Genomic DNA, 25,917 nt, shown 5'->3' with positions numbered 1-25,917 from the left:
TTTTAATTGTTTTTTTGAGTTTCTATAAGTTTTTTGCACTGAGTAATCATTTCGTCTATTTGGGTGGGTGGAACCGGGAATTGAATTGAGGGATTTGACACCAGCATTTGTTTTATCTTTTGAATATCGGAAAGAGCTTCCTGATATTTCTCCAGTTTATAAAATGCCTGTGCCCTTAAAAACAAGGCTCTCAAATCATCTTTATTATATTTCAGTCCTTCTGTAAAATCGTTCACTGCCTGTTGATATTTCTCTTCCTCTAAATAGTTTCTAGCCCGTGAGAAATAACCGGTATAAGGATTGCAACCGACCAGCTTTGTGCTTATCTCTTCAACTTTTTTAGTGTCTTTGAGAGCGGAATAACACTGCACCAACAACTGAAGAGCCATAGGATGACAATCTTCTGTTTTTAATATTACTTCCAGGTCGTTAATGGCTTCCCGATATAATGATTTGGCCGCCATTTTTAACTGGGCTCTTTTTAAGCGGTATTCAACATTATTATCCAACTCAATAATTTTTGAATACACTTTATTGGTGTTTTCATAATCTCGCTGCTTGTAATAAATATCGCCCAGCGTCATCCATGCAAAAAGGTGATTGGGATTCATTTCTACTGATTTGCGGCTCATTTCAATTGCTTTACCGGGATTTTCGGCAATAAAATACGCAAGCCCCAAATCGCCATATTCTTTGAATCCTTTGCTCTGCATCTTTTTAATCATCTCAATGCAACGCTGTGCATTTGTTTTTGCCTGCTCCACATTGCCTTGCTCGCTCAACATCACAGCTTTCAGGTAATAACCATGATAATCGTCCGGATTACTGTTTATCTGAGATTCAGCTTCTGCAACAATTGCATTTATATCTTTTGTTTTATAGTCATATTCAGCAACTGTACTTGCGTAATCTCCTGTTTTTGTAAATTCATCTTTTATCGAATGCCAGTTGCCGTAGTTTACGTTAACAAACTCAGGAATATTGGCAGCTTTCATATCTACAGCCAGTTGTTCCAGCCAAATTGGAGGAGTATCATTCCCGTTTTCATCAATATGAGTTAAAAACAGCTGTGTATACGGCCCGAAATATTTGGTAGAAAAAACCATCCATCTGCTGTTTGGCGAAAATGAATGCCATGAATTCATTTCGTTGGTATTGCAATTCATTAGGCGCGGCTTCCCTCCTTCGGCGGGCATGATGTATAATTTACTATCGGGCTGCAATAACATAAAGTTTTTTGCCTTGCAGAATACAATCCATTTACCATCGGGCGAATAACGCGCGAAATAATTACTCATGTCATTCCGAGATGCATCCATTATTGGAACAGGCTCTCCGCCTTTCCCACCGTTCCACGGAACACGGCACAAATCGAATTTAAAATCCTTTCTTCTGTTGATGTAGTCATCAGCAAAGCGCATATCAAGCACCACATTCGTCTGTGCTTCTAAACTTGTATCCTGACTATAGGAAGATCTTGAAAACAGTATTTCACTCATATCAGGAGCCCATTCCGGAGAACTTTGCACAAAGTCGGAACTGCTGGCTCCCTTCATTTCCTTGAATCTTTTGTTCTCAATGTCGTAATACACCAACATTCCTTTTACCGGGAAGAACAGCTGCGAATACCAGAAACTTTTATCCACCGGAACAAAAATGGATTTATCTTTTACCGTACTGATGGCATATTTTCCATCGGGTGATATTTTGGCAAGCAAACCAAAAGTACTCACCCCGTCTTCTCGTTTATAATCGGTCCACGAAACAATATTTTCAAGGCCAATTTTTGATTCCCGCTCAACATTGGAAACCGCATAATTTCCCTTATCATTTCCATAATCAACATCCATTGCGAAAGTCTTCCCATCTGTTGAAAAACTGTGGCAGTTGGCACATACCGGCATATTTTCCAGCATAATGCGTTTTTTGTTTTTCGACACATCGCCGAGATACCATTTTAACCGGTCCCGGTATTTATTTGCATAAGAAAAAGGCAAGGGTGTAGCTCTGTAAAAAATGGGGGCATCAACAGAATCTTTTGAGAAACGAAAAACAATTTTTCGTTCCATATTCTTGTTTTGCAGCACAAAACTAATCGCCTTATTATCCGACTCCTCTTTTAGCTTTTCCCACAAATCAACATCGGGTTTAAAGCTTGTTCCGGTTATACTTGTTTTGAAGTTGAAATCGGCCACATTAAACGATATACTCCATTTAGATTCTTCCTGCTGAACCGATTTCCAAATAAACGAAGCCGGAGAAAAATCAGCCGGGAAAACAGCGTTTTGAAAAGGATAAATTATCGCGAGCTTTTCTTCTTCAGATACCTGGATATTTTGAAAGTATTTTTGCTCGTTCCATAACAAAGTTGCGCCTGTTGACGCATCCACCTCTTCGTGGAAACTTCTGTCGGGGAAAGATTCAACAAACAAGCTTTCACCCGGATTTGGAGTAATAGATACGGTTTTGTTCCTGTTTAAAACAAAAACAACAGCTAAAACAATAAGAAATACAATGGCCAAAATTCCAATACCCAAATACCGAATGTTCTTCTTCATAAGTTCTGCCTGACTGTTATAATACTAATAATACATACTCTCAAGTAAATACAACCACCTGTTCGAAACATGAATCCATAACTCTTTATAGTTATAAAGTACAGCCGGTTGCCAATAGGGCAAATCGTTATCTCCGTTAGATTGAATACCAACCGGAAGTCCTCCTACAATATCGCCACAGTGTGCAGAAAACTGGGGAGAGTAATCATATCCTTCGCCATACATAAGACTTTGGTTAAAAGGATTTTTCCCAACGTTCCACTCCAATTGTGCCTGACATACTTTCTCTATTTCCTCCTCTTTTAACAACTGATTGGCCTGAGCCAGACTAATTGCATGCGATAAAACAACCGGAGAATTCCCCCGGCTTGATCCCCAAACAGGAAACATTCTGAGGTAGTGCTCATTATCCAATGAAATACCTTGTAAAATTTGGTTATTGTCGTTGGTTCCAAGTTTATAAACACTGGCCGGAATCATATTGTAAGGAGCCGTTAAATCTGCCATAGTTTTTAAATACTCCGCATACAGTTTTACCGAAGAAAACCATTCCGGGTATCTCTCGTGATTGGGGAAAAGTTTACACAACTGAACCAATCCAAGTATCGGAGACAAAACGCTAACTACATGACCTTGTACAAAAATTTCATCGCTGTGGCTGCGGGTATAAAAAAAGCCCCTCAAAGGTATCCTCCAATCTTTCAGTTCTTTTTGCTGGCATCGCATTAATTCATCGGCATAAACAACTATGGCCTGTTTTACTTTCTCATCTTTTGTTACTTCAAATAAAGCACACCCAGCCCAAAGCTTTCTTGCCAATGAAGCAACTCCTGATGGGGTATCTTCTTTTTCATTTACTTCCCAATCTTCTTTAGCATGTTCCAAACAGATTTTTGCCAATTCCGGATTATGCTTAATTAATGCTTTCATTGCTTCCACTTCGGCAACAATCGCATAACAATTATGATCTACTCTAAAACCGGTATCGGCCAGTTTATCATCTCCATTTCCAATAATTCCGTCTGACCAGTGATCTATTACGGTCCAGTTCATTTTAGTTCCATCCTTGAACCGGTTTCTGTGCATCCACTTTAGGCCCCACAAAGCTTCTTCCAAAAGTCTTTTACTCAATTCAGGATTCTCATCTTCAAATTTTCGCGCCAGGCGAAACAATGTTCCGGTGGTTTCTGAAGTACTTGCATAATTTTGAGACAGATCGCCTGCATCGTGCCAGCCACCATTTAAGATTACCGTATCCTGCCCGGATATTGTGTACCAATCGGAATGACAAACCCCATGAACTCCCTGAACCTCATATCCGCAACGTAAGCAGTAATACAGATTTATGGTTTTCAACAGAGTATTCATCCAAACATCGTCTTTTATAGGAAAGGGCCTGGTTACCACATTTCCATATGCCAATTTATAGGTTCCTTCCTTCTTTACTTCTGAAAAATCCAGTTGGGTAAAATTCCCAATCGCACTATTTACTTCTTCAATGCCTTTTTCCAACACCAATTTCCCTTCAGGATGAGTTAGCACCTGAAATGTTTCTCCTTGCAATGCAGAAGTAATTGCCGTTTTTGAAGCGGAAGAATTATACCCCGAATGAGAAAATGAAATATCATTATTCGTATTCCAACCTTCGTAATGCTCTGTTTCTGTACGTTGCCATGCTAACTTGTCGATATAAAATACAACAGTATCAGAAGCATCGATGGCGTTTCCCTGCTGACGGTAAACAAACGAAATACTTTTTACCTGGTCTCTTGACAGGTGCGGCACTTCGAAAACCACATCATTCCATTGCCTGTTTTCAAGCATTACGGTATGAAGTCCTTCTCGAAGATATTTATCCGGCACATTATTGTCGTTTTGCAAAATCATGAACAAATGAATTTTTTGATGGCCGGGGCAGTCAGGATAAACTTTTGCCGTTATCCTTGTGTATTCCGAGAAATCCCCGTTTTCAAATTCGCGGGAAACAAACATCCAGTCCCACATTCGTTGCTCTGTTTGCATTGGAGTTTGTGTCTTTGTCGGCGATTTGAGTTTCAAGGAATACTCTCCTTCATAAACCTGCTCATCTGAAAGATTGAAATCGATAAAAGCCCCCTCTTTAAACTGAAGTTCTTCACCGGGAATAAATACCCTCCCCCGCCAGTTATCGAGGTTCTCCATGCGGTCAACAACTGTTTCCTTAATAACCTTTTTCTGCTGCCACCGGTACTGAAGACTGTTTGACAAATCAGGAGATAGCGGATTCATTGAATAAACACCTGTTTCAATAGGATTCTCAACCGACACACTTTGAGTTTTAAACTGACAACCAGCCGATAAAGCATAAGACACAATCAACAAAAAGCAATACAAACTATACTTCATTTATCAATATTTAAACAAGTATTATCTTACTGAACTTTCATTCATTTTCTAATTGAAAGTATTAATGCCTTCCTGCAAGCATAAAAGCTCGCAGGAAGGAAACTTCTAAGACTAATCTTTATAAAAAGGATCTTCGCCAACCGGAGCAATAAACAACTCTCTCAATGAGTGGTCTGCAGCTACTTTAACTGTAATTGTATCATCTTTTTGCAGTTCCAAAACCTCTGCTTTGTACCATTTATCGTAATCGTTATGAATCAGGTGCTGATTCCTTTTTATCCACAATTGTACTCTTGATACTTTGTCGGAAGTAACTGTAAACGTGTAGGTTTTTATGCCTTCATCATTGGTTGTTTTGCTCGTACAATGATTTCCTTTTATAAACAGGAGTTTACCATTGTATGTATGAACCGGCCTTTTTTCATCAGTTGGGTGTGCCAGCCACCAGTCGGTTTCCAGGCTACGGTGAAACTGGTTTTCAGCCCAAATACGGAAGAAATAACGTTTACCGTTCTCCAAGCCTTCGATGGTGATTTTGTTTCCATAATTCAGATAAGCACGGTTATCGGCAGTCTCACTGTTATTCAAGCCATAACCAATTACGTATCTTTCTCCCAGGCGATCGTCTTTTGCAAATTCAAGGTCAACCGATCCGTTCCAGTCCTCAATCTTCGTAACAACAGGGGTTGCAGGCACATCTATTTCAGCAACAGGCGCTCCTTGCACATATTGGATTTCGTTGGAAGCTAATCCGGCCAATTCAATTTTATAAGTAGTAACATTGGGGACTACCTTTACTTTTATCTTTAATTCAGAAGTTAAATTATCAAACTTCCACCCTTGATTGGTATTTTCAAAAGCATCACCCGATGCTTTAACTTCAACACCGTTTATTACGATTTGCGAAGGCAAAGTTTGTGGGATAATCAAGGCAAAATCTTCTTCTATATTTTCAAAATAGAGGTTCGTTATATTCTCTGAATGTTCAATTCGCAATACTGGATTTTTCCCTTTATGTTCTGACAACATTTTTGAACCAGCTTCCAGACTGAATAACTTATAAGTAGTTAACAGGTTGTGCTTATCCATATGTTTGAAGTGTCCACCTATTTCCAGGTTTTTATTCAAATTAAGATCAAGAACAGAGTTTTTCTTTACAAATACAGGTATCTTATTCAACTCTTTATTGACTAAAATTGACTGATTTCCTGAATATCTTTCATGCGTCCAGAAATCAATCCATTCCCCATCGGGCAGGTAAACAATTCGGCTAGTACCTTTTGCCAAAACAGGAGCTACCAGTAAGTCGTTTCCTAAATAATACTGATCGTCAATCTTCCAGGTTTTTTGATCGTTTGGGTGGTAATAAAACATGGGGCGCATCATTGGCCAGCCCCGGCGGTTGGCTTCGACTACCAAATCAGACAAATAAGGGATCAGGTTGTAACGAACCCGCGTATAAAATCCGTAATTATCGCGTCCGTACTTATTTTGCTCGCGCGGTGCCTGTGCTGTTCCATGATCGTGAAAAAATGGGGAAAAAGTGGCGAACTGAGCTCCTCTGATGTAGTTTTCTTCAGCCTCGGGATCGTCGGCTTTAATATATCCTCCCAAGTCGTGTCCGGCATAACCCAAACCAGAAATAGAAGCAGACATTAACCCCAAAACAGTTCCTTTTAATTGCGAGAAATTACGCAAACGATCGCCATTCCAGAAAATCCCGCCACGCTGGATTCCCAGCCCTCCGCCGCGAGTCCAGGTAATTCCGCCTTCAGGTTTTATCTCTTGTATTCTTTTATAAACCTGTTCGGCATATAAAACCGAGTGTACATTTTCAATTCCGGGCGTTGGTTTGTAAGTGATATAATCCTCCAATCCTTTTGAAATAAGCTCACAGAAGTCGATTTTCACACCATCCAGATTGTATCCGTTGGGCCCTGATTTTCCGTTGTCATCTCTTAACTTTGGCCCGTAAATGTTTTCCATCCACCACGCCATGGCATGCGGATTACTGGAATCAATGTACATATACGATGTTTCGCCCGAATCAGGATTAACAGTTTCGCCCGATGAACTGAATTCCAATATCCTGTCGTTTTTGTCGCGCAAAAAGTAATTTTTTACCGGAGCTTTGTCGTAACGGTACTTTTTCAGGTTTTCAGGTGTGTCTTGTACCTGACCTGTAAGATCCCAGAATACTACTTTTTTATCCCGGCTATGCCAGTAATCAATTAACTCGAAAGGCGTAGGAACCTGATCCGGTTCTGTTCTGATTTCATGAAGAAGGCTTTCCCACAAAACAACACCAAAATGAATTCCATGTTGATCCAACTGGTCGATATCTTTTTTCGCTGTTTCCGTGTCATTCCACCTGCGCCGCGAATACCAGGGTTCTAAACTCCAATATGGAATTAAGGGATTTTTCCCGGTAATATCGGTGTACTGTTCCATTACTTCCAAAGGAGAATTGTTGGCAAACAAAAACCACTCAATTTCTGGGCTGCGCATCGTAACTTTTGTGATGTCCTGTTTTTCAGCTCCCATATCAAACAGAAGCTGTTCCGGAGAATTAACAAGAATTCCATAATTACGCGACGACATGTAAAACGGAATCGATTTATAGGCTTTTTCATCGGTGTGTGACCAGGCATCGTATAAATCCATTTTTACGAGTTTCCCTTTCTGATCGTAGCCATTCAATCGTTCGCCCAAACCCAGATAATGTTCATCTGCACATTCAACTGCAACCAATTGGATTACCTGTTTTTCAGTTTCCGGATGTGAGATCAATTCGGTGTACCCTTTCCACAACACTTCATTGGGTAACCTGATTATTGATAAAAACTGACTGGTTTTATCAAAAACAACTTTCACCTGATTTGACTTTAGAATTGCTTCCTTTCCGTTTTCGAAAGTTTCAATTCCTACAGCCGGTAATTGCGTCTTCTTTTTGCCAGGCTTTTCGCTACTTGTATTTATTTTCACCTGATCATCGTTCAGAAAAACAATGGAGGTATAAAGCGATTGACCATTTATTCTTTGTTTAATCGATAAACTATTCCCGTTCAGTTGCACAGCAGGACTTTGCGCCCTGCCAGCGAGAGTTCCAAATACAATTGATAATCCGAATAGAAATATTTTTAGTTTGTTATTCATAATGTTATGCTTTTTTTTCCTGTTAATTTTGATTGTTTTTCCCAGCTTTATTCACAATTGTTTTAAGTTTTCCAATTTTCGAAATACACTTTCCGGCCAGAATATCCTCTTCAGTTACTGTCGCCATTAATATCTCTTTGGCTCCATCTCCGTTTCTCTCCCTGTCGTAAACGATACAAATTGTTCCGTCAGCATCTTGTGTTGCATTTGGGTATGACACTGCATTTCTTTCATCAATCATCAAATGCCCTTCCCAGGATTTTCCATCATCTTTTGATATCATCGCAGCCAGTCTATTTCTTCCCGTGTTTTGGTAATGATTAACAAGAAGCAGGTTGCCTGATGCCAATCGGGAAATATGAAACCTTGAACAGGGACCGCCCAAAGCGGTTGGTTCTCCCGGAGTCCAGTTTTTACCACCGTCATGCGAATAGCTTTCTCCAATTCCGTAATGTGTGCGTACAAGCATCCATAAAGAGCCATCCTTTTTTTCAATTACTTTGTGTTCGTCGTAATGCCTGTCGGGAACATCGGCCCCACCTTTCAGTTTAAAGGTTAAGCCATTGTCGATTGAACTATACACATTTGAGGACTTTTCGTTTTCGTAGGACACATCCTGAATAATATCCGGCTTTTCATCTTTCCATATTGCACAAGATAGTAACCATTCTCCTGTAGAAAGAAAGGTTGGTTTGTTCATCATAATACCGTTGGCAATTCTTTCCGGCTTTGTCCAAGTAGGTAATTTATCGTCAGGATTAGCTGTTTTTATAGCCCATACCCCACACCTTCCATCATAAAGCCCGTAGCTTTGCACCCAGGTAATCCAAAGGTTGTTTTGCGGATCTTTCCATATACAGGGATCAAAGGTTCTGACACTGTCAGGATGTTCAATTACCATTTGAATATCAGACCATGTTTTGCCTTTATCATTGCTCCTGACAACAATAACGTAATTCTCATTGCTTTCCCGAGTTCCCCCGCTGTAGAACACTATCCACAAGGTTCCATTTTCGGTGATTTCAATACTGGGTATCCCCTGCCATCGCCTGTTTTCATCTTTATACTTTGGATTTTCAGGATTGAAAATTATTTCAGGGGGAGCTAAAGATGCATCTATTCCAGACCCGCGAGATTTTATTGTTTCACCGATCTTTCTAGTTGAATTACAGCCGGCAAAAACAAAAATAATTAAGGCAATTATTAGGTTTAGTTGGTTCTTCATAATTCCTAATTCTTACTGTTTCTGTTCCAGAAATTAAATAATTACCATTCTTAATCTTTCTTAGGTTCAGGCCCCATTGTAAATTCCAGTACTCCCCCGTTTTTTACATCATCGTAACTAATTACTGATTTTGTATATTTTTTGCCATTAAGCTTTGTTGACTGGATGTAATAGTTATCATCAGTAAGGTTATTTGCTTTTACAATAAAATCGTTGCCATTGGGAAGTTTTAATTTTGTATAGCTGAATGAAGGTGTTCCAATTACATACGAATCAGATCCGGGACATAAAGGATAAAATCCCAAGGTGCCAAAAATATACCAGGCGCTCATTTGTCCGCAGTCATCATTACCACATAATCCGTCGCGTGTATTTTTGTAAAGGGTATTTTTTACTTCCGTTATAATTTCCTGGGTTCTCCACGGTTGACCGGCGTAGGCATACAAATATGGAACATGGTGACAAGGCTCGTTACCATGCACATACTGACCTATTAAACCTGTTACATCAACAGTAAGCCCGTCGCCGTAAACTTTAGGTTCTAAGATGAACAATGAATCCAGTTTGCTTGTAAATTTTTCAGGGCCGCCTAGCAAATCAATCAATCCTTCCACATCGTGCTGAACATGCCAGGTATAATGCCATGCATTTCCTTCGGTGTAGTTTCCGCCACCTGTTCCGGCATGCGAAATTTTAAACGGATCGAAAGGAGTATCCCACGAACCATCTGAATTTCGTCCACGCATAAAAGATGTATTTTTATCGAACAGGTTTTTATAAAATCCGGCACGTTTCGAGAAGTACTCGTAATCTTCTGTTTTCCCCATTTTCTTCGCCATCAGGGCAACACACCAGTCGTTATAACACAATTCCAGCGTACGTGAAACCGATTCTTCTTCTATTGAATCGGCAGGGAGGTAACCGTACCTCATATACTTTTCCCAGTCGGTTTTAAAATTATAATCGCTACTGGTTGAACTGTGCTTTATTGCCTCGTAAGCCAGCTCCGCGTCAAAATTGCCAACTCCTTTTAGATAAGCATCTACAATCACAGGAATTGAATGGTTACCAATCATACAGAAGGTTTCGTTTATTCCGTACTCGTTAATTGGCAGCTCGCCTATTTCGTTGTAACGCTGAAGCATCGAATTGATAAACTCATTGTTTTTGTCAGGGTTAAGAAGAATATGAAGAGGATGAGTTCCGCGGTAAGTATCCCACAAAGAGTAGTTTGTGTAAAAATCACGATCGCTTTTATGAACTTCACCATCCCAGCCTCTGTGATGTCCGTCAACATCAGAAATCAGATTGGGTGAAACCATGTTGTGGTAAAGTGCGGTATAAAATGTCGTTTTTTTATCAATATCATCACAGTCTATTTCCACTTTAGCCAGCTCTGTTTCCCACGAATTATTTGCTGCACGAGCAACTTCTTCAAAATCCCAGCCCGGTATTTCCGCTTTGATGTTTTTTGCAGCTCCTTCTTCACTTGCTGTTGATATTCCTACTTTTACTTTAATTTCGTCGTTTTCACCAAACACCAGTGCCACCTTGCAAGCCTGACCTTCTACTTTTTTATTCGCTCCTGTTTCGCCATCAACATAGCTTACAAAGCTTTCGAATGGCTTGGAAAACTGCGCATAAAAAAATACATGTTGATTTTTCACAAATCCGGTTGAATTCCGGTATCCCGCAACAGTATTGCTGTCAATTATCTTCAGATAGCTTTGAACCGTACTATCTTGTATCCCGTGGTCTAGATCGATAATAATCTTTCCGTTCTTATTCTCCTGAAAAGTATACTTATGAAATCCAACTCTTTTTGAAGCAGTTAACTCGGCTTTGATACCATAATCCTCAAGTTCAACAGAATAATATCCAGGTTGTGAAATTTCGGTGTCTTTGGAAAATCCTGACCTGTAACCTTCACTTGGAGCATCCTCTGGTCCGGGAATAAACTTTACATCACCGGTTACAGGTGCAAATAAAATATCTCCCATATCACCTATACCGGTTCCACTTACGTGAAGATGAGAGAATCCCATGATTGAATTGTCAGAAGCATGATAACCTGAACACCAATCCCAGTCCTCAGTATCAGTGTCGGGGCTCAACTGTACCATCCCGAAAGGAACAAGTGCTCCCGGATAAGTGTGCCCGTGCGCATCGGTTCCAATGAAGGGATTTACATGGCTTGTGAACATAGAAAGATGGCTATTTTGTTTGCTGCAAGCCATCATAGCAAGTAAAATTATTGGAAGAAAAATCACATGCTTACTCATAAGAATTTTGTTTTATTATGTTTTCTGCCAGACTGTATCAAAAACCTGATCTGGACAAATCTGATTCTCCAATCTTTTACAGAGAATGACTAATTAGTTGGTTTGGACATTAAAATGACTATCAAATGAACATTACATAATTGCATCAAAAAGCTTATCTCCCAAAAGGAAAAGCAATACAAAACCAAGATGAACAAATCCATCCTTCGCTAGAATATCATTGCTCATGACATTTAAGAGGTAAAAAACCAGGAATGAATCACCAGCCATTAAACTGGTGACAAAACCCTGGTCTTTATTTTTAACTAAACTACCTATATTTAATTAGCTAGATTTGGATTCTTTACGCCATCTACAGACGGATAAGGAGCAAAATAATGCTCTTTAGTCGGTTGATTTACAATTTGATTCTCAATCGGATTGCGCTCCGTTACAGATGCTTCAACCCTTTCAAGACGTACTAAATCGTACCATGGATCGGTACAGAAATAACCACCGGGAAATTCCCATGCTCTTTCCTGAACAACTGAATCTCTAAAAGCTATTTGAGATAAACCTTCAGTAAGATCAGGGAGACCAGCCCTATTTCTAACATCGTTAATAGCTTTGTATGCAGATGCATCAGGCGAAGATGACATTGCTTTGGCTTCAGCATAAACCAGAAGGTTATTGGAATGAGTAAGGGCAACCTGCGGACGACTGCTTTTCCAATCGAATCCTTCCCATGGTTTATCCCAGTTAATTTTACCATCCCAGTATTGTTTGTACCATGGATGTTTAGAACTAAGTTCCGTATAATGTTTTGAGGTTCCGTTCGGCATTGGGAACTCCCACATAAAGATCGCATCTTTCCTCGGTCCTTCAGGATACGTCTCGAAAAAATTGATATCTGCCATATAAACTTCCCAACCACCATATTCTCCCGGGGTTCCACATTTTGGGCATCCCCATTCATTATCATTATGAAAAGCTAAAACTACCTCTTCACATGCCCTGTTTTCATAATTGAATTCCTTTGAATACAAATCAGCAATATTCTCCATCAGCTTATATCCCCACGTGCCGGAATTGTCAATAACTTCTTTAGCTTTTGAAGCTGCAAGAGCGTACTTCGATTCGTCGTTTAAAGGGTATCCTGCCATTGAAAGATAGACATAAGCCAGTAATGATTTTGCTGCTCCACTAGTAACAGCAACACCTGCTCTTTTGGTGTCATCGTTCCAATTTGTTGGGAGATAATCTTCTGCAATCTTCAAATCATCAATAATCAAGTCATATACTACCTGAGGGCCAGTAAGAGGCATATCGTTTGACACCTCCTCTTCGCTAAGATAAAATGGTATTTCGTTATACATCCTAACTAACTGAAAGTAAACATATCCCCGAAGAAAGTGTGCCTGACCTGCTGCTTTTTTCTTTGCTGCTTCAGAAGCATCAGCACCTTCATAATTATTAATAATTGTATTGCATGCATTTATTGCCTGATAAGCATATGCCCAAAATCGGAGCATTTCACCATTGTCACCTTCTGCATTAAATACATCAACTTCGACAAAATTGTTAAACTTCGAGGTTTTATCCCGTCCTGCTGTGGTATAGGCAAGAGCGTTTCCAAAAAAATATAATTCTTGAAATACTCTATACACTCCTGTTACAGCCATCTCCAGATCACTTTCTGTGGCGTAAAACGTTTCAGGATAAACATCACCTTTGGGAGCAATATTCAAAAATTCCTCGGAGCATGAAACAAATATGCTGCTTATTATAAGTATGATTAAAATCTTTTTCATCTTTTAATAAATTAAGTTAATTAAATTAAAATTCCAGTGAAACTCCGAACGTAACAGTTGTAGGTAATGGTTGAGTACCAAAATCGCATCCACCCCATAAGTCATTGGTACCGGAAGCTGATACTTCAGGATCCAGTCCTTTATATTTCGTAAAAGTTAGCAAGTCCTGTGCACTAACAGTAAGTGCAAGCGTTCCGAATTTTACCCAGTTCCTGGGAACGTTGTAGGTAAGTCCCACATGTTTCACTTTTACCCAACTACCATCTTCAATCCATTGCGATGAATTCAAACGTTTTGCATCGGAAGTACTGTGGATATTCTTGTATTCAGCATCAGTATTTGTTGTAGTCCAGTAATCGGTTGCAGGTGCTTTTAGCATAATAGTACGTGCATCGGAATGAACAGTTGACATAGCAGCGCGCGCGAGATTAAATACATCTTGTCCGTGCATCCCCTGGAGCAACAACGAGAAATCGAAGTTTTTATAAGAAACAGTGTTATTTAAAGCCCATACAAAATCGGGGTTCGCATCGCCAATGGCTTGCCCGTCATCCTGTAAATTATAGGCTCCGTCATTATTCAAATCTTCGTATCTGTAATCACCAGGGACATTACCATATGCAGCTGCCTGATCTGCTTCTGATTCTTGCCATATTCCTAGCCATTTGTACCCCCAGATAGTTCCCAAAGGAAGATCTTCCTGAACTCTATAGGTATTTTCAGACAGCATTCCGTTTCCATTTGTTCCTGACATGAATGCAGCCTGTTCCCCTAAGTCAAGCACTTTGTTTTTAACAGTTGAGATATTAAAGTTGACATCCCATAGTAAATTACGTGTTTGAACAGGTTTGTAGTCAACGGTAAACTCAAAACCTTTGTTGCTTACCTCTCCCAGATTCTGAAGATAAGCTCCTTCGGTTGCATAACCATAGTAAACAGGTAATTCCAGTAAAGTTAACAGGTCTTTTGTCAATTTATCGAAGTAATCAAATGATACAGACAGTTTCCCATTCAATGTAGTTATATCCAGACCAAGGTCGATTTGAGTAGTTGTTTCCCATTTCAGATTTGGGTTTGCCGGTGTTCCAGGAATATAACCTAAAATATCAGATCCAATACCGTAATCATAATTATTTGATCTCATAACTGTATAAACGAAGTCACAAGGATTACCGGTTTGCCCCCACCCTGCACGAATCTTAAGGTTATCAAATATTCCGTTGTCTTTCATAAACGGTTCTTCCGACAAACGCCAGCTGGTAGCAAACGAAGGGAATGCTCCGAATTTATTTTCTTCAACCCGGTTCTCCGGTCCGCTTTTACCATCAACACGATAAGATGCTGTAAAATAATACCTCGATTTGTAGTTATAGTTTAAACGTCCCATATAAGCTATACGGGAAACCTTATCATACCCAGATGAAACACTTTGTTCAGAACTCATTCCTATAGTGTAGAAAGAAGCAAGGTCAGGCAAAGGCATTTTTTTCCCGGTACCGTAAAGCTTCCAGATTTCCAGACCTTCTGCTTCATAAACTCCGGTAACCATTACATTGTGAGCCTCAGCAAACGTTTTATTAAAGTCTATTTTATTGATAAGTCTCCAACTAAAATTTTCGCTTTGCCCTCTTGTCGCATAAGGATCATTTGGCTCCAGCCATGCATTTTGATAACTTCCTGTTGCGGTACCTGATTTGGCCGCAAATCCGGTAACATTATAAGTCAGGTAATCAGTAATCTTATAGTTTGCATTAAGAATAGAGCTCACACTATGGTCCTCCCTAAAATTGTCCTGTTCCATGGCATACATATACGGACTATCGAGTAATGCTCCGTAGTGGTCTGTATTATTATAAACACCATTTTCTTCATCGAGCCAAATAGGTTCTGTTGGAGACCAGTTCAAAGCCTGGAAGAACGGATGATGTTTACTTGTTCCGGTGGATAATCCACCGTTCTTTGTTTTCGATTTAGATGCCGTAATATCCAGGTCCATACTTAGGCGTTTCGAAGGCTGGAATCCAATTTTTGACCTTAAAGCGTAATTCCCGCCACTTTTTGTATTGATCATTGTTCCCTTTTCGTCATCATAACGACCTGACATATAAACACTAATTTTATCCAGCTTTTGTGAATAGGAAATCTGATGATCGCTTCTCACTCCGGTTTGTGTAATGGCATCAAGCCAATTGGTACCACCGATGTTTCTGAACTCTTCTATTTCTGCTGCAGAGAAAATTTGTGACTGTTTAAAATCATTAATATACTCAGCATACTCAGCTGCATTCATTTTATCTGGATAATCCGTATTCCTATAGCTGAAACCGGTATTTAATGATACCCGGATTGTTGGTTCTGCTGAAGTAGCATGTTTCGTTGTTACTAAAATAACACCATTAGAAGCTCTTTCACCATAAATTGCAGTTGCCGATGCGTCTTTTAATACTTCTATCGATTCAACGTCCTGTATCGGGCCAATAGGTGCTCCGATAACTCCATCGACAACAGTGAGCGGACTATTATCTCCTATTATAGAATTTGCTCCCCTGATACGTATTTTGGTAGGAGAGCCTATATCACCTGAAGTCCTGGAAAGATTCATACCTGCCACCCTACCAGACAACATATCGGAAAGGCCTCTTACTGGCTGATTCTTAAGACTCTCCATATTTACAGAAGAAACAGACCCGGTAATGTCGCTTTTTTTCATGGTACCGTAACCGATGGCGACCACCTCATCAATACCAATAGCCTCAGGCGTCATACTAACATCGATAACCGTTTGGTTGTTGACTTCTATCTCCTGTGTTTTCATCCCAATAAAAGAATAAACAAGAATAGCCCCGTTTGTTACCCCGGAGATAGTGTAGCTTCCATCATTATTGGTAGTTGTTCCCTGTGTTGTACCTTTTACCACAATGGTAACTCCTGGTAGTGGTTGTTTAGAATTATCAAAAACAGTCCCTTTTACTGATTTTTGCTGAGTGGCCAATAAGCTGTTTATTACTTCCTCTTTCACTGATAGAACAATTTGTCGATCAACAATATTGTACTCAACCGAGGTACCTTCGAACAGTAAATCAAGCGCCTGATCAATTTTTTTATCTTTGAAACTTACACTTACTTTCCGCTCTGCATCTACAATTTTACTGTTATACAAAAAATAGAACTCAGATCCATCTTCAATCTCGGATAAAACCTGTTTAACCGTGGCATTACTCAGGTTCAGGCTTAGTTTTGTCGCCTGAGCATACCCATCTAAAGCTAAGCTATGTACTGTTGCAAGTAGCAATGCATAAAATGTTAACCTCATTCGGATAAATGTTTTTGTGGCCCAGAGCTTTTTGAGCTTAAGCCAGTTGTCATAACAATTTTTTTTCATAAGTTTACTTTGCTTTTGAATTAATACTAATATTTAGTTTATCCTTTTTCTTTCGGCTAAAAAGAGAAAGGCAAGAGTAAAAGGGAGGCAGGCCAATGCCTCCCTTTTGTTTTAATCTATTTTCTTCTTATCTCGATTTCCATCTTCTGAAATGTCTTATCGTCATTCTTTTTTCTTGGTTTAATTGAATACTCGATTGGAGCAGACATCTTTAACAAATCCAATATCTGGGTTAATGATTCATCTTCAAATGTTGCCGTATATACGTAATCATCCAGGTCATTGCCAATTAACTTAATATCAATGTTAAACCATCGATTTAAACGCCTTACAACTTCCTTCATCGAATCATCACGGAACATAAGAATTCCCTCCTTCCATGATATGTATTTCTCTACATCCACATTATCCAGATAGAGTTTGTTTTCATTACTCCAAAAACTTGCTTTTTCTCCCGGTAACATGGAATGAATAATCTCTTTTTCATTTGAATATACTCCCTGAAATAAGTTGATACTTCCTGATGCCAAGACTATTTCGGTTAAAAGCTCCTCCGGGTAATTGGATACTTTAAATTCGGTGCCAGTCACTTCTATGTTTATCTTCCCTGTATTCACGATAAATGGTTGTACTTTATTTTCAGCCACTTCGAAATACGCTTCACCAGTCAATTTAACGTCGCGTGTGGCCTTATTAAAAGCCACAGGATAACTTAAACTTGTTTTGGAATTCATGTAAACCTTTGTGCCATCGGGCAACAAAAATTCAGAACGGCTTCCTGGAGGAGTTTTTACAGTATACCATTCGGTTTCGGGCATTTGATGTGCAGGGGACTTTGTAGCAAAATAAAGTGTTGTAATAATTAGGGGGAGTATTAATACAGCAGCTACTTTCTGAAGAAGAGTAAAAAGGTTTGGCGATTTAATAGTTTCAATTTTTCGATTAATAGTCACCAACGCTTTTTCAGAATTATACTTCTTCATACGTTGAAGATGCTCCATTCCTTCCCAAACATTAAAGGTATCGTTAAAAAGTTGCCCATTCTCATCTGAAGCATCTCTCCATTCCTCCACCTTTTGCCTTTCTTCTTTATTTAAATCGTTTTTAAAATAGCGAGGTAGTAAGTCCTCAATTTCTTGGATTTTCATTTATCTGTTCTTTGCAAGTGCAATCTTTTCTCTTTACACTAGAAAGACGATTAACTATCTACAAACACATATATACTTTTGATTTTTTTTACTTCAGAAAAACATAAAGCAGAGACATGGGCAGGTACGGGGACAAATCTTTACGCAAAAGTTTTAATGCATTGCTAATTTGCAATTCAACTGTCCGCTTTGAAATACCTAATTTTTCAGCTATTTGCTGATTTTTTACTCCATCAATTCGACTAAGCACAAAAATTTCACGGCAACGGGGAGGTAATTTTTCAAGACTTTTTTCGAACAGTGCTTCCAGTTCTGATTCTGCAAACCAAAAAGTGGAAAGATTTTCAGTATAATTTTTCGTATCAATTGCTGAGTTTAAATGCAGTGTTTTATTCTTCTGGCTTTTCAAATAATCAAGAGAACGGTTTCTTACTGAAGTAAACAGATAATTTTTAAGAGAAGTAGAAATTTGGAGTTGATCATGTTTTATCCAAAGAGTTATAAAGAAGTCCTGAACAATATCTTCAGAGATATTTATGTCATTTACAATTCTCTCAACATATGCACACAGTCCTGAATAATAATAATGAAAAACAAAATCGAAAACAATCTTATTTTTTGCGTTGAGGCCTTGCAAAATAAACTTCTCGTCCAATGTTGTTAGTTAAATAGTTAGTCATCGCTAAAATATAAAAATATCATTCCAAACCTGTTTAGTAATCCTAATTATTAAAAAAGGTTTAAATACAAAAAAAGAAGAGATCGAGTAATAAGCTGATAGTCTATCCCTTAACACAAAATAACACTTATAAACATTTTAGGGCCGAATGAAATTTCTGAGGGAAACAAATTTTACGCATAAATTTTGAATTGATCCGAGAATATTCCATCCAAAAACGAGTAATAAAAAGAGCTGAAGAAAACTTCAGCTCTTTTTTAGAAGGTGACCCCGGAGAGACTCGAACCCCCAACCTTCTGATCCGTAGTCAGATGCTCTATCCATTAAGCTACGGGGCCGTTGGCGTTTTGCCTTAAAAGCGGTGCAAATATATAACTAATTTGTAAAAATCGAAACTCTCAGGAAAAATTAAATGTATTTTTCCATTTTATCTTCAATGGCAACATCGTTCGAGAAGTTTACCTGCACTTTCAAATTGGTCAACATCTTCTCGGTTCCTGCATTGGCGCAAGCCTGGTGAACGGTTTCCAGCAAAACCGGAAGCTGCTCATAATCACACTCCACCACTGTTTCAAACGGGCAAACCTGGTACTTCATACCGGAATCGGCAATAGCTTTGATGGCTTCATCAACCAGCGAATATTTAATTTTTCCTTCTGCTTCAGGCAACACCTGAATGGCCACATTAATTTTATTTTTCTTCCAATTCATCTTTGTTTTCGTTCTTTTTTTGATGTAATAATTGAATAATTTCTCCCCGCGACAACACTTTCACGTTGGTAATGATCATATCTTCCTGTAAAAATCCACCATATTGATTGCACTCTTCAATCACATTCTGAAATACCGACCGGATTTCTACCGTTAAGGGAAGCATCACCAAGCCCGATGAAAAACCTTCCATAAAGTCCATCGACTCAAAAATGCCTTCGTGCTTGTTCAACTCAAAAGCGAGCTCGTCTTTTAACAGCTTCTGTTGTGTTGAAGAAAGTAGTTCTTCTGTATTACGGTTCAAGAAAACCACAAAGTACCTTAGCTTCTTTCCTTTTCCCCCCAGACCGGTTGAAATAAAAAACTGTTGTTCGTCGAGCAACGAACTTTGCAACAACATTCTACTTTCCTGTAAAGCCAGTATCGCCCATTGTTTTACTTCACCCTCCGATTCTGCCACAAATTTTTCGAGTGTACGATAAGCTTTCACGTCATCGTAAACGGCAATCGAAGTGAGTATTTCCTTTTTACGGTCCTCCCCTGTATTTTCCTCGAAAAGCTCTTCCCTGTGTTCAAAACATCCCTTGGCATCCATTTTTTCCCGGTTCGATTTTGCATATTCAAAGTATTTCATCTGAACCTCAATATCGATCCGTTCCTCCAGAATACTGTAGTTTTCAGGCAAATCCTCGAGTGCTTTCTGAATGTTTTGATAAAATTTGTCTTCCTCCATATCCTGTCTCTCCTTGAACAAAAGTAACTACTTGAACTTACTATGTGAAGAACATTGTTATTTTATTTTAAATGATAACAAATTGAATATCTTTGTTCGCTTATTTTTATTTAATTTAAATCAAGAATAGGAAGGCGAGGGAAAAGTGAAGCTGAGTGAGGTAAAACATAACGAACCGGTAATAATCACCAAAATATTAGGCCATGGATCTTTCAGAAAACGAATTTCTGAAATGGGATTTATCCGCGGGAAAGAGGTCAGAGTGATTAAGGACTCCCCTTTCAATGGCCCGATTGAATTTAAGATATTGAATTACAATGTATCGCTCCGAAAATCGGAAGCGGAACTGATAGAAGTTGTTTCCCTTCAGGAATTTAACCTGGAGGCACAAGACAACTTTGAAGGTACGATTGATCGCAACATTGAGTTGATCAATCAATCGGAGCGAACCCGTACCATCAATATTGCGCTGGTTGGCAATCCCAACTGCGGTAAAACAACGCTTTTCAATTTTATTTCCGGATCGAAAGAAAAGGTAGGAAACTACAGCGGTGTTACCGTTGGTATCCACAAAGCAACGTTCAAAGCCAAAGGATATACCTTTAACTTTTATGACCTTCCGGGAACATACAGCTTAACGGCCTATTCAACCGAGGAAATTTTTGTTCGAAAGTTTATCTACGAACAAACACCCGATATTGTTATCAATGTACTGGACTCCACCAATCTCGAAAGGAGTCTTTTCCTTACTACCCAACTGATCGACATGGATTTGCGCACCATTATTGCGCTAAACATGTTTGATGAAATGGAGAAAAACAAGCTGGAACTTGACCAGGAGCGCCTGGCTCGTTTGGTGGGAATTCCCATCATTCCAACCGTCAGCTCGAAAGGAAAAGGGATTGATGCCATTGTAGACAAGGTAATTGATGTTTTTGAGGGCAAAGACAAGACCTCACGCCACGTACACATCAATTACGGGAAGGAACTGGAAAAATCCATTCAAAAGATCAGGTTGAAGGTAAAGGAAACCAAACCGATTACCGACAAGATCTCTTCCCGCTTTATTGCGATCAAACTGTTCGAGAAAGACAAGCAAATTTTGGAATTACTGTCGGATTATGCGAATTACAAGGAAATACGTGAGATTACCGACAAAGAAATAGCCAAAATCGAGTTGCTTGAAAACGAAGATAGTGAAACTGTTATTACCAATGCCAAGTACAGCTTTATTACCGGGGCACTGAAAGAAACCTACAGCAATCCGATTGAAGGAGAAAAAACACGCTCCGAGAAAATCGACGGCTTACTGACACATCGCTACCTGGGATTTCCGATTTTTACGGCCCTGTTGTTTCTGATGTTCTGGACAACCTTTACCGTGGGCGCTTACCCAATGGACTGGATTGATTTGGGCATATCAAAACTGGGCACTTTTGTATCCAATATTATCCCCGACGGAATGCTGAAAGATCTCTTGGTAGACGGCATTATTAGCGGAACCGGAAGCGTTTTGGTGTTCTTGCCCAATATTCTCATTCTGTTCTTCTTTATTTCACTGCTTGAAGGATCGGGATACATGTCCCGCGCCGCCTTTATTATGGACAATATTATGCACCGTTTCGGGCTGCACGGACGATCGTTTATCCCAATGATCATGGGATTTGGCTGCAATGTACCGGCTATTTTGGCTACCCGCTCGATGCGTAACCGGGGCGACCGCATCTTAACGATGCTGATCATTCCGTTTATGTCGTGCAGTGCTCGTCTACCTGTCTATATTTTAGTTATTTCAGCATTCTTCTCGAAATACCAGGCTTTGATACTGATTGGCATTTATGCAGTGGGAATCGTGTTCGCCTTTTTAACGGCCCAGATCCTCAACAAAACGGTTTTCAAAAACAAAGAGACGCCGTTTGTAATGGAACTCCCCACCTACCGGATGCCTACACTTCGCAATGTAATTTATCACATGTGGGACAAAACCCAGCATTACCTGCGAAAAATCGGAACGATTATTCTTTTGGGAGTCATCATTATTTGGGCACTGGAATACTTCCCGCGCGAATCAGAAAATACTGCGCTTTTTGCTGAGAAAATCAGCCACATCGAGCAAAACGGCCAGCTGAGTGAATCGTCAAAAGAAGAACAGATTGTGCTGGTTGAACAGGAACAGGAAACCGACAGGCTGATCAATTCTTACCTCGGCCGGGTTGGAAAAGTTATAGAACCGGTAATGAGCCCGCTGGGATTCGACTGGAAAATGAGTATATCTCTGCTAGCCGGACTTCCTGCGAAAGAAATAGTGGTAAGTACCATGGGTGTTTTGTACCAGACATCAGGCGATGAAACCACCGTAAGCCTTCAGAAAAAGCTTCAGGATGAAGTGCACATGACCGGCAAACACAAAGGAGAAAAAACCTTTACGGGCCCCGTTGCGCTTGCTTTCCTCATATTTATCCTGATCTATTTCCCGTGCATCGGCGTGGTTGCCGCCATTAAAAATGAGTCAGGTTCCTGGAAATGGGCTGCATTTTCTGTTATTTATACTACAACCCTGGCATGGGTTGCTGCGTTTATAGTGTATAATGTCGGAAACATGATTGTTTAAGCCATGCTACAGGAAGTTATTACATACATGATCATTGGATCGGCTGTCACCATTGCCGCGCTGAAAATGGCGAAGAAACTGGGCATCAAAAAGAAGAAACCCAAGGCTCAAGCTCAAAAAGGCCCCGTTAATCCAGCCAGCATTCACGCCCACAATTGCGGAGAATGTTCGGCAGATTGCCAGTTACGCGATCTGCCCAAATACATTATTCAGAAAAACATTGATGAATGTGTCCAGGTGGAGCAAAAATCAAAGTTGCTTCAGTCCTGAAATTATCTCTGCCGGATTTTCTGCACCAAAAACAAAGCTTCCGGCTACCAGAACATTGGCGCCGGCCTCGAACAACTTCGCTCCGGTTTCAAAGTTTACTCCGCCATCCACTTCAATCAGACAATCTGGGTTTACCGAATCAATCAGCTCTCTCACCTGTCTTACCTTTTTGTAGGTATTTTCGATAAATTTCTGCCCTCCAAAGCCGGGATTGACCGACATCAGCAACACCATATCCAAGTCCTGAATGATATCTTCCAGAACAGCCACCGGAGTATGCGGATTCAAGCAAACACTGGCTTTCGCTCCAAACGATTTAATAAGCTGAACCGTGCGGTGCAGATGCTTACAAGCTTCGTAATGCACTGTAACAATCGACGCTCCTGCCTTTACAAAAGGCTCAATAAAATGATCCGGATTCACGATCATAAGATGAACATCAAGTGGCTTTTCTGCAATACGGTTTACATGTTCAATAACCGGAATACCAAATGAAATATTGGGTACAAAAACACCGTCCATTACATCAAAGTGAATATAGTCTGCTTCACTTTGGTTGATCATTTCAATGTCTTTTCCCAAATGGTTAAAATCTGCGGATAGAATGGAGGGTGCGACCAGTCGCTTCATTAAATACGGTTTATTTGCCCAGATAAGATTTTAATAATCTGTTCCGGTATTGGTTTTTTAACTTCTTAATTGCTTTTTCTTTGATTTGCCTTACTCTTTCGCGGGTCAGTCCGAATTCGTCTCCGATCTCTTCCAAGGTATGTTGCTGATAACCTTTCAATCCAAAATAGTAGCGAAGTATTTCTGCTTCCCGCTCCCCCAGCGTTGCCAGCGAGCGTTCAATTTCCTGACGTAACGACAGATCCATCAGTTTTTCATCCGGATCGGGAGAATCTTCGTTCATCATCACATCGTACATATTGTTGGCTTCCTCTTCCCGCAACGGAGCATCCATCGAAACATGAACGTTGGAGAAGTTCATGGAATCTTCCACCAAATCAGGCTTCATCTCCATTAATTCAGCTAGTTCTTCAACAGTGGGTTCGCGTTGAAACTCCTGCTCCAGTTTATTAAAGGCCTTGTTGATTTTATTGATCGACCCAATCTTATTCAAAGGTAACCTTACGATGCGCGCCTGTTCGGCCAATGCCTGCAAAATCGACTGACGAATCCACCACACGGCATAGGAAATAAATTTAAAGCCGCGGGTTTCGTCAAATCGTTCCGCTGCTTTTATTAACCCCAGGTTGCCTTCATTAATTAGGTCGGGTAGGCTTAAGCCTTGATTCTGGTATTGTTTGGAGACCGAAACAACAAAGCGCAGATTTGCTTTGATCAATATTTCCAAAGCTGCGCGATCTCCTTTTTTTATGCGTTTGGCCAGTTCAACTTCTTTTTCTGCAGACAACAACTCTACCTTCCCGATCTCATGCAAGTACTTATCGAGCGAGAGGGTATCGCGATTAGTGACCTGCTTGGTAATTTTAAGCTGCCTCATAATTTGATTTCGTTAACATTTACTAAAAGAAACATAGTCCTTTTGGTTCTTTCAACTACAAATGTAGTATTCTAATTCAATTAATGTACTGTAGGTTTAGCAATAACACTAATTTTAAACAGAACTATCCTTAATTTGTTCACTTATCATTTCAGAAACACATACCCAATAAATATACTCTAAACTGCTCGTATTCAGCCGATAGACTTTCTACCTTGCGAGTACCTCTCATAAATGCAGCCAATTTCTCGGGCAATTCCACTTTGCCGTTTCCGATTACGGCCTCTACCGTTTCTGTAAACTTCGCAGGATGAGCCGTTTCCAGAAAAACACCCACCTGCTGGCCGGAGATAAATTCTTTCAATGCCTGAAACCCGCAGGCACCGTGCGGATCGCACAAATAACCGGTTTCTAAATAAACCCGGTCAATCACTTCTCTGATTTCACTGTCGGAATAGCGAAATCCTTTTATTTTTTCACTTATCAGTTTATGCGAATGTTGGTACAAATCAAGGATACGGGCAAAATTACTGGGTGCGCCCACATCCATAGCGTTGGCAATGGTCTCAACCGATGGTCTTGGATTATACTCTCCGGTTTTGAGGTATTCGAAAACCACATCGTTTTCATTATTGGCTGCAATGAATTGCTGAATGGGAAGTCCCATTTCAGCGGCAATCAAACCAGCGGTAAGATTTCCAAAATTACCGCTCGGAACAGCCACCACCAATTTTTTGTTTTCCAGAATACCAGCCTCCTTCAAGCGGGCATAAGCATTAAAATAGTAAAATGCCTGTGGCAGGAAACGCGCCACATTGATCGAATTGGCCGACGTAAGAACCATTTTCTCGTTCAACTCCTTATCCAGAAAGGCTGTTTTCACTAGATGCTGGCAATCATCAAAAGTACCATCGATCTCCAGTGCTGTGATATTTTGCCCCAGCGTTGTAAACTGCGCTTCCTGAATACGGCTTACCTTTCCCTTGGGATAAAGCACGTGCACGTGAATACCTTCAACCCCCAGAAATCCGTTGGCAACAGCACTTCCGGTATCACCTGAGGTGGCAACCAAAACGTTCACCAGCTCTTCTTTTTTCCCCAGAAAATAGTTGAGTAAACGTGCCATAAACCTTGCCCCCACATCTTTAAAGGCAAGTGTTGGGCCGTGAAATAACTCAAGCGAATAAATATTTCCGTCCACTTTTACAACAGGGCAATCAAACGAAAGCGTGTCAAAAACAATCTCGCGCAGCTTTGGTGCCTCAATGTCTTCTCCAAAAAATTTCAAAGCCACTTCGTAGGCAATCTCCTGAAAACTTAGCTTTTGAATGTTCTCAAAAAAAGAAGGATCGAACGCTTCAATTCTTTCGGGCATAAAAAGTCCGTTATCGGCAGCCAGGCCTTTTACAACTGCTTCTTTTAACGAAACTTCGGGCGTATTTTTATTGGTACTGTAATACTTCATAACTAAGTTCAAAAG

16 protein-coding genes and 1 tRNA gene are annotated in these 25,917 nt (G+C 40.0%); 2 read left to right on the top strand and 15 right to left on the bottom strand.

Annotation, left to right across the window (positions count from 1 at the left end; genetic code table 11):
* Nucleotides 1-2: 2 nt before the first annotated feature.
* From INQ51_RS11885 to INQ51_RS11830, 12 genes are all read right to left on the bottom strand, one after another.
* The gene (locus tag INQ51_RS11885; RefSeq protein ID WP_233378186.1) at nt 3-2,558 is read right to left on the bottom strand and encodes a tetratricopeptide repeat protein; all 2,556 of its coding nucleotides are present in this window, start codon (nt 2,556-2,558) and stop codon (nt 3-5) included.
* Nucleotides 2,559-2,582: 24 nt separating this feature from the next.
* Nucleotides 2,583-4,943 carry a glycoside hydrolase family 9 protein gene (locus tag INQ51_RS11880; protein ID WP_233378185.1) on the bottom strand — a complete coding sequence of 787 codons (2,361 nt, stop codon included), beginning with the start codon at nt 4,941-4,943 and terminating at the stop codon, nt 2,583-2,585.
* Nucleotides 4,944-5,054: 111 nt separating this feature from the next.
* Nucleotides 5,055-8,099, bottom strand: a complete 3,045-nt coding sequence (locus tag INQ51_RS11875; protein WP_233378184.1) for a TIM-barrel domain-containing protein — start codon at nt 8,097-8,099, stop codon at nt 5,055-5,057.
* 22 nt (nt 8,100-8,121) lie between these two features.
* A complete protein-coding gene (locus tag INQ51_RS11870; protein WP_233378183.1) occupies nt 8,122-9,324 on the bottom strand; it encodes a sialidase family protein in 1,203 nt (400 codons plus the stop codon).
* 50 nt (nt 9,325-9,374) lie between these two features.
* The gene (locus tag INQ51_RS11865) at nt 9,375-11,606 is read right to left on the bottom strand and encodes a GH92 family glycosyl hydrolase (RefSeq protein ID WP_262909912.1); all 2,232 of its coding nucleotides are present in this window, start codon (nt 11,604-11,606) and stop codon (nt 9,375-9,377) included.
* Nucleotides 11,607-11,926: 320 nt separating this feature from the next.
* Nucleotides 11,927-13,396, bottom strand: coding sequence for a RagB/SusD family nutrient uptake outer membrane protein (locus INQ51_RS11860; protein ID WP_233378182.1), 1,470 nt, complete (start codon nt 13,394-13,396; stop codon nt 11,927-11,929).
* 25 nt (nt 13,397-13,421) lie between these two features.
* Nucleotides 13,422-16,709, bottom strand: coding sequence for a TonB-dependent receptor (locus tag INQ51_RS11855; RefSeq protein ID WP_233378181.1), 3,288 nt, complete (start codon nt 16,707-16,709; stop codon nt 13,422-13,424).
* A 185-nt stretch (nt 16,710-16,894) separates the two neighbouring features.
* On the bottom strand, nt 16,895-17,926 hold the full coding sequence (locus tag INQ51_RS11850) for a FecR family protein (RefSeq protein ID WP_233378180.1): 1,032 nt from the start codon (nt 17,924-17,926) through the stop codon (nt 16,895-16,897).
* 88 nt (nt 17,927-18,014) lie between these two features.
* Complete coding sequence (locus INQ51_RS11845; protein WP_233378179.1) at nt 18,015-18,581, bottom strand: RNA polymerase sigma-70 factor; 567 nt, start codon at nt 18,579-18,581, stop codon at nt 18,015-18,017.
* Nucleotides 18,582-18,870: 289 nt separating this feature from the next.
* Nucleotides 18,871-18,943, bottom strand: a tRNA-Arg gene (locus tag INQ51_RS11840).
* A 70-nt stretch (nt 18,944-19,013) separates the two neighbouring features.
* Nucleotides 19,014-19,316, bottom strand: a complete 303-nt coding sequence (locus tag INQ51_RS11835) for an MTH1187 family thiamine-binding protein (RefSeq protein WP_233378178.1) — start codon at nt 19,314-19,316, stop codon at nt 19,014-19,016.
* Nucleotides 19,297-20,049: a hypothetical protein gene (locus INQ51_RS11830; protein WP_233378177.1), complete on the bottom strand. Its 753-nt coding sequence runs from the start codon at nt 20,047-20,049 to the stop codon at nt 19,297-19,299. Before INQ51_RS11830 ends, INQ51_RS11835 begins: the two co-directional genes overlap by 20 nt.
* Nucleotides 20,050-20,194: 145 nt before the next feature.
* Between INQ51_RS11830 and feoB the strand changes: the two genes are divergently transcribed.
* The gene (gene feoB / locus INQ51_RS11825) at nt 20,195-22,660 is read left to right on the top strand and encodes a ferrous iron transport protein B (protein ID WP_233378176.1); all 2,466 of its coding nucleotides are present in this window, start codon (nt 20,195-20,197) and stop codon (nt 22,658-22,660) included.
* A 3-nt stretch (nt 22,661-22,663) separates the two neighbouring features.
* Nucleotides 22,664-22,930, top strand: coding sequence for a hypothetical protein (locus INQ51_RS11820; RefSeq protein ID WP_233378175.1), 267 nt, complete (start codon nt 22,664-22,666; stop codon nt 22,928-22,930).
* On the opposite strand, the gene rpe is transcribed toward INQ51_RS11820, so the two are convergent.
* From rpe to thrC, 3 genes are all read right to left on the bottom strand, one after another.
* Entirely contained in the window at nt 22,910-23,560 is a 651-nt protein-coding gene (gene rpe / locus INQ51_RS11815; protein WP_233378174.1) for a ribulose-phosphate 3-epimerase, read from the bottom strand. The two genes, INQ51_RS11820 and rpe, sit on opposite strands and share 21 nt — an antisense overlap.
* A 10-nt stretch (nt 23,561-23,570) precedes the next feature.
* Nucleotides 23,571-24,437, bottom strand: a complete 867-nt coding sequence (locus tag INQ51_RS11810) for an RNA polymerase sigma factor RpoD/SigA (RefSeq protein WP_119439509.1) — start codon at nt 24,435-24,437, stop codon at nt 23,571-23,573.
* 151 nt (nt 24,438-24,588) lie between these two features.
* Nucleotides 24,589-25,914: a threonine synthase gene (gene thrC / locus INQ51_RS11805; protein WP_233378173.1), complete on the bottom strand. Its 1,326-nt coding sequence runs from the start codon at nt 25,912-25,914 to the stop codon at nt 24,589-24,591.
* Nucleotides 25,915-25,917 lie beyond the last annotated feature (3 nt).

The sequence above is a fragment of the Maribellus sp. CM-23 genome, from assembly GCF_021354595.1.
Lineage (GTDB): Bacteria > Bacteroidota > Bacteroidia > Bacteroidales > Prolixibacteraceae > Draconibacterium.
Note: the sequence above shows the minus strand (reverse complement) of the source record. Positions and strands in the feature narration are given on the sequence as shown.